A 5,701-nucleotide genomic window follows, 5' to 3' on the forward strand; every position below is an offset into this window, starting at 1 on the left:
CAACGTAATCTTGGTATCTTGACGCCGATAGAGAAACACACCTTGTATTTAGCCGCATAAAAAGGTCGACAGACGAATCTGCCGACCAAAGAAATTTTATATTATTTTATTGTCCTCTTGACGGGGAGCAGTTCATGATGATTTTCATCAGGCGGCAGCCCCTTTAATCGGTTAACTATGTTAAGTAGTCATCCATTTGTATGCTATATGGATTTTTAAAGATCATACGGACAATGGTGGCAGTGAGGGTTGCAGTCTTGATAGCAGCCTCCGGCAGCTATATTCTGTAAGCCTTCACTGTCCAGTTCCAAATCGGCCAGCTCGGCCATGTACGCTTCGGCTTCGTCTTTTGTAATCTTCTGATGGATATTTTATATACCTTGAATGAAACACAGCAAATGTCCATTTTGCTAAGCTCCCATGATGTAGACAAAATTAAGGGCTGGAAATTTCGGAAAAGTCTGGCAATTCAATAGCGTAAATGATAAAATGTAGCTATATAAATGTGTTTGTTTTCTTTTTTTATTGTTGGGGTGATTTTATGTTTAAAGAATTAGCTTATTATGACGGACAGTTAGGTACCCCTGATGAAGTGATGATACCTTTTAATGATCGGTCTCATTTCTTTGGTGATGGTGTATATGAGGCTACTCCCGCTGGTAATCATGTTCCATATTTATTGGAGGATCATCTGGATAGATTTTATAGCAGTGCAAATATCATGGATATTAAGATCCCTATGGAAAAGGAGGAGCTGCACAAGCTGCTTTGTGACTTGACCAAGCAGGTGGAGGGACATACCCATTTCGTTTATTGGCAGGTAACAAGAGGTTTAGCTGCCAGAGACCATGTTTATGCCAAGGATATGGTGGGGAAATTGTGGGTTTACATTCGTCCATCAAAGATTGGTGATATGGAAAATCCAATAAAGGTGCATACCCATGAGGATTTGCGCTTTGAATACGGTAATGCCAAGACACTGAATCTGTTGCCGGCGGTTTTATATTCCCAGGAGGGGCATGATAAGGGTGTCCAGGAGACAATTCTTCATCGCAAGGGCATTGTTACTGAGTGTGCCCACAGCAATGTATCCATTCTCAAAAATGGGGCAGTTATTTCCCATCCAAATGACCAGTATATCCTGCGGGGCATCGCCAAGACCCATATGATTCAGGCCTGCTATCGCCTGGGGATTCCTGTTTATGAGCGGGAATATACCCTGGAGGAGTTGATGGATGCGGATGAAATATTTATAACTTCTTCCTCAAACTTCCTGCTGTTTGCGGATACTGTGGATGGCAAGCCTGCTGGCAATAAGGATTCCAAGACCAGAAACCGTCTTAAGGATGAGCTGATACGGGAGTATTTGGCTTATACTGGCTGTACTGCATTGAATAAATGAACCGATAAGTGTATATGTGAGCGATGAGGCTCAACACACTAAGGGGCCTGCGTCTTTTCTTTAGATGTGGGCCCTGGTTTTATTTAGAGATATTATGTTTTCAATTGTGGAGGAAAAAATGAGCTGTGTGGATTTGAATTGTGATCTGGGAGAGAGCTTTGGGGCCTACACCATGGGCATGGATGAGGCGGTCATACCCCATGTAACTTCAGTAAATGTGGCCTGTGGCTGGCATGCCGGTGACCCTCTGATAATGGATAAGACCGTGGCGTTGGCAAAGCAGTACGGAGTTGCTGTAGGGGCTCATCCCGGTTTTCCGGATTTGATGGGCTTTGGCCGTCGTCCTATGACCGTGACTCCTATTGAGGCCGGTGCCTATGTAAAATATCAGCTGGGGGCTCTTATGGCCTTTGCCAAGGGGCATGGAATGGAGCTTCAGCACGTTAAACCCCACGGGGCCCTATATAACATGGCGGCTAAAGATGAAGCCCTTGCCACTGGTATCTGTGAGGCTATTGCTTCTGTTGACAGGAGCATTATATTTATGGGGCTGGCTGGCTCTGTTATGCTGGAGGCAGCGAAAAAGTGCGGTCTCGAAGTGGCCAGCGAGGTTTTTGCTGATAGGGCCTACAATGATGATGGTTCCCTCGTAAACAGAAAACTTCCCGGAGCTGTGATTCATGACCCACAGGTGGCCATGGAAAGAGCTGTAAAGATGGCCAGAGAGGGGAAGGTTATCTCCATAAATGGTAAGGAAATCAGTATAAAGGCAGACAGCATTTGCGTTCATGGAGATAATGAAAAGGCTATTGAGTTGGTACAAAATATCCGCAAAGCACTGGAAAATGCAGGAATAGAGGTTAGGAGCCTGAAATAATGGAAGATATTAGAATTCTGACTGTAGGTGACTGCGCTGTATCTGTGGAGTTTGGGCAGGAAATCAGTCTGGAAATAAATCATAAGGTTATGGCTTTGAAAATGGTGCTGGAGCGGGAGCCTATCAGTGGAATTGTGGAAATGATACCCACCTATTGCTCCTTGCTAATTCAATATGACCCTATGGAGCTCCGCTATGGACAGTTACGGGATCAACTCAATATTCTGGTGAATCAGCTGGACAATGTGGAAATGCCACCTAAACAGGTGGTGGAAATTCCAGTGGCCTATGGCGGTGAATATGGCCCTGATCTGGGAGAGGTTGCCAGAGTCCATAATATTAGCGAGGATGAGGTTATAAAGCTCCATTCTGAGCCGGAATATCCCATTTATATGCTGGGGTTTGTGGCTGGCTTTCCCTATCTTGGGGGCATGAACAAGGCTATAGCCACACCACGTAAAAAGAGTCCCCGTTTAAAAATTGAGGCAGGCAGTGTAGGCATAGCCGGGGAACAGACGGGTATCTATTCTGTGGAATCTCCCGGCGGTTGGCAAATTATCGGCCGCACCCCATTAAAGCTGTATGATGTGGAGCGGGAGGATCCGGTACTGCTAAAGGCTGGGCAGTACATTAAATTTAAGCCGATTACCAAAGAAGAATTTAGGGCGATGGAAAATGAGCATAAAGGTAATTAATAGTGGTCTTATGACCACAATACAGGATAAGGGAAGAACAGGCTATCAGGCAAGCGGTATGCAGGTGTCCGGGGATATGGACAGATATTCTGCCAGCATAGCCAATGCCTTGGTGGGCAATGAGGATGATGCCGCTTTGCTGGAATGTACCTATTTGGGCCCGGAGCTGGAGGCCAGTGAGGATGTATTGGTGGCCGTAACCGGGGGTGAGCCAAAGGTTTTGGTAGATAATAAGCCTGTTCATGCCTATGAATCCTTGATTCTTCATAAGGGGCAGCATCTAAAGGTTGCCTCAATGGATGAAGGGACCAGAGCTTATATAGCCATAGACGGGGGCATCGATGTTCCGCTGGTGCTGGGAAGCCATTCCACCAATTTAAAGCTGGGAATAGGCGGTGCAGAAGGCAGTAAGCTATATAATGGAGAAGTATTGAATACCGGTGTGCCCTCTGAATTGGCAAAGTCCATTATTTCAGGGAACTACCATATACGTCATACGGACCATGAGTTTATGAGCCATCACCACCTGTGGCATGAAAATAATCATGGTGACAGTCATGAAATACGCATTGTGCTGGGGCCTCAGGATGATTACTTCACCTCGGAGGCGGTAAAGTCCCTTGACGGTGCTGTTTATACTATCTCCAATGAATCTGATCGCATGGGCTATCGTCTGGAGGGAGAGGTTATTCAGCGGGCTACCCAACGGGATATGATTACTGACGGCATAGTGTTTGGCTCCATTCAGGTTCCGCCGAATGGCCTGCCCATTATTATGATGGCGGACCATCAGACCACTGGAGGGTACCCGAAGATTGCCACGGTTATTTCAGCGGATTTGCCCCTTTTGGCCCAATGTTCTCCTGGTAGTAAAATAACCTTTAAAGTAATATCTGTGGAAGAAGCTCAGGATATTTACATAAAATTCCGGCAGGCACTAAAAGAGCAGATTGCCCTTATGGATAAAGAAGCAAACGAGGAATGGCCGGACAGAAGACTGGGGGTTAGAAATTACAATTTGAAAATTGACGGACAGCTTTTCCAGGTGTCCGTGGAAGAAATAAAGTGATAAGGCAATAGTGAAAGTAAAAAGGGAGGCGATTACGGTGTCGGAATATGGAGATATGCGTCCTGAGGACTTATGGATAAAAATAAGAAATGGGGAAATAACCGGGCAGACCTCAGGCATGGCCAATGGCTATGCCCAGGCAAATCTGGTAATCCTGCCAGAGAAATATGCCGGGGATTTTGAAGAATTTGCCAGAAAGAATCCCAAGCCATGTCCGTTGCTGGAAGTGATTCACGGCAGCAAATTTGTGAAGGATATGGGAGAGGGAGCCAATATTCTCACGGATATACCCAAATACCGAATTTTTGAAAATGGGGTATTAACCAAGGAAGTAACGGATGCAACCCCATATTGGCAGGATGATTTTGTGGTATTTCTCATCGGCTGCAGCTTTTCCTTTGAGGAAGCATTGATGGAGGCCAATATAGATATCCGCCATATATCCATGGGATGTAATGTGCCAATGTTTAAGACCACCACTATGTGCGAGCCAGCGGGAATCTTTGAGGGTGAGCTGGTGGTGAGCATGCGGCCAATGACGGCGCAAAATGCTATGATAGCCGATGCCATTACCGGCCGCTTTCCTAATGTCCATGGTGCACCGGTTAATATAGGTCACCCGGAAAAGCTGGGAATAAAGGATGTATTGAAGCCTGATTATGGCGACCCGGTGAGCTTTAAGCCAGGGGAAATTCCTGTATTTTGGGCTTGTGGGGTAACTCCTCAGGCCGTGATCGAACACGCCAAGCTGCCTCTGGTAATCACCCATGCTCCGGGATGTATGTTTATTACCAACAAGTTAAATAGTGAAATAAATGATTTTTTGGAGAATAAAAAGATGAAATAACTAGTGTGCAAGGCCGTTGTAAGGAGTGAGTATCATGACTTTTTATGAGAAGCTGGACAGTATAATGAAGGAGGACCCGGGAGATCGTGGCTTAATTCCCACCATGCCACCAAATCCCGTAAAGGAATTGGATAAGGCCCTGGACAGTATGGAAAGGGTTATTCTTTTGACAGGCTTTCCTACCCGTCTGGGTGAAAATAAATGGATAGGGGAAACGGATGGCCCTCTGGGAACGGCTAATATTGCTTTGGCATTGGAGAAGCTGGGGATATCTGTTATGCCTATGACGGATAGTCAGGGGTACAGACCCTTTGAGGCTGCCCTTAAAACCATTGGCTGTAAAACCCGTCCTACACTTATTCCCTATGAGGAAACAGAAGCCTTTATTATTCGTGTGCTGAACAAATTCAGGCCAACTCATCTCATTACTCTGGAGAGGCCGGGGAAGGCCAAGGATGGGCATTATCATAATATGGGTGGCAAAATAATAGATGATATGCTGACAGATTGCTCCTGCATAATTGACGAGGCAAAAAAACGGGGAGTGATTACCATATCCATTGGTGATGGGGGCAATGAAATCGGTATGGGTGCCCTTAGGGATGTTATTGAGTCCAAGGTGCCACACGGAGTGGAAATCTGTGCCTCGGAGTGCGCCCAAATACCATTGGTATCAGGGGTATCCAACTGGTGGGGCTGGGGTATATGTGCCCTTCTCAGTCGTAAGCATGGCAAAAATCTCCTTTCAGACAAGGAAATGGAAAAGAAGCTCATTAAGGCCATTGTGGCCGCCGGCAGTGTGGATGGCTGT

6 protein-coding genes are annotated in these 5,701 nt (G+C 46.0%); all 6 read left to right on the forward strand.

All coding sequences use genetic code 11. The features are described 5' to 3' along the window. Positions 1-541 precede the first annotated feature (541 nt). Entirely contained in the window at positions 542-1,402 is an 861-nt protein-coding gene (locus ACKI5G_RS08525; RefSeq protein WP_407399452.1) for an aminotransferase class IV, read from the forward strand. A 118-nt stretch (positions 1,403-1,520) separates the two neighbouring features. Then, positions 1,521-2,279, forward strand: coding sequence for a LamB/YcsF family protein (locus ACKI5G_RS08530; RefSeq protein ID WP_407399454.1), 759 nt, complete (start codon positions 1,521-1,523; stop codon positions 2,277-2,279). Beyond that, entirely contained in the window at positions 2,279-2,974 is a 696-nt protein-coding gene (gene pxpB / locus ACKI5G_RS08535) for a 5-oxoprolinase subunit PxpB (protein ID WP_407399456.1), read from the forward strand. The genes ACKI5G_RS08530 and pxpB overlap by 1 nt, the downstream gene beginning before the upstream one ends. Further along, a complete protein-coding gene (locus tag ACKI5G_RS08540; RefSeq protein WP_407399458.1) occupies positions 2,955-4,043 on the forward strand; it encodes a biotin-dependent carboxyltransferase family protein in 1,089 nt (362 codons plus the stop codon). The genes pxpB and ACKI5G_RS08540 overlap by 20 nt, the downstream gene beginning before the upstream one ends. 37 nt (positions 4,044-4,080) lie before the next feature. Next, a complete protein-coding gene (locus tag ACKI5G_RS08545; protein WP_407399460.1) occupies positions 4,081-4,890 on the forward strand; it encodes a putative hydro-lyase in 810 nt (269 codons plus the stop codon). Positions 4,891-4,924: 34 nt separating this feature from the next. Beyond that, positions 4,925-5,701, forward strand: a 777-nt coding sequence (locus ACKI5G_RS08550) for a DUF4392 domain-containing protein (RefSeq protein ID WP_407399462.1), incomplete at its 3' end; no start/stop codon positions are given.

Source organism: Anaerovibrio sp., assembly GCF_045637405.1.
Lineage (GTDB): Bacteria > Bacillota > Negativicutes > Selenomonadales > Selenomonadaceae > Anaerovibrio.

Bases quoted from the DNA above. Each gene is read 5' to 3' on its own strand.
- ACKI5G_RS08540 (WP_407399458.1), top strand. From the start codon at position 2,955: ATGAGCATAAAGGTAATTAATAGTGGTCTTATGACCACAATACAGGAT.
- ACKI5G_RS08530 (WP_407399454.1), top strand. From the start codon at position 1,521: ATGAGCTGTGTGGATTTGAATTGTGATCTGGGAGAGAGCTTTGGGGCC.
- pxpB (WP_407399456.1), top strand. From the start codon at position 2,279: ATGGAAGATATTAGAATTCTGACTGTAGGTGACTGCGCTGTATCTGTG.
- ACKI5G_RS08525 (WP_407399452.1), top strand. From the start codon at position 542: ATGTTTAAAGAATTAGCTTATTATGACGGACAGTTAGGTACCCCTGAT.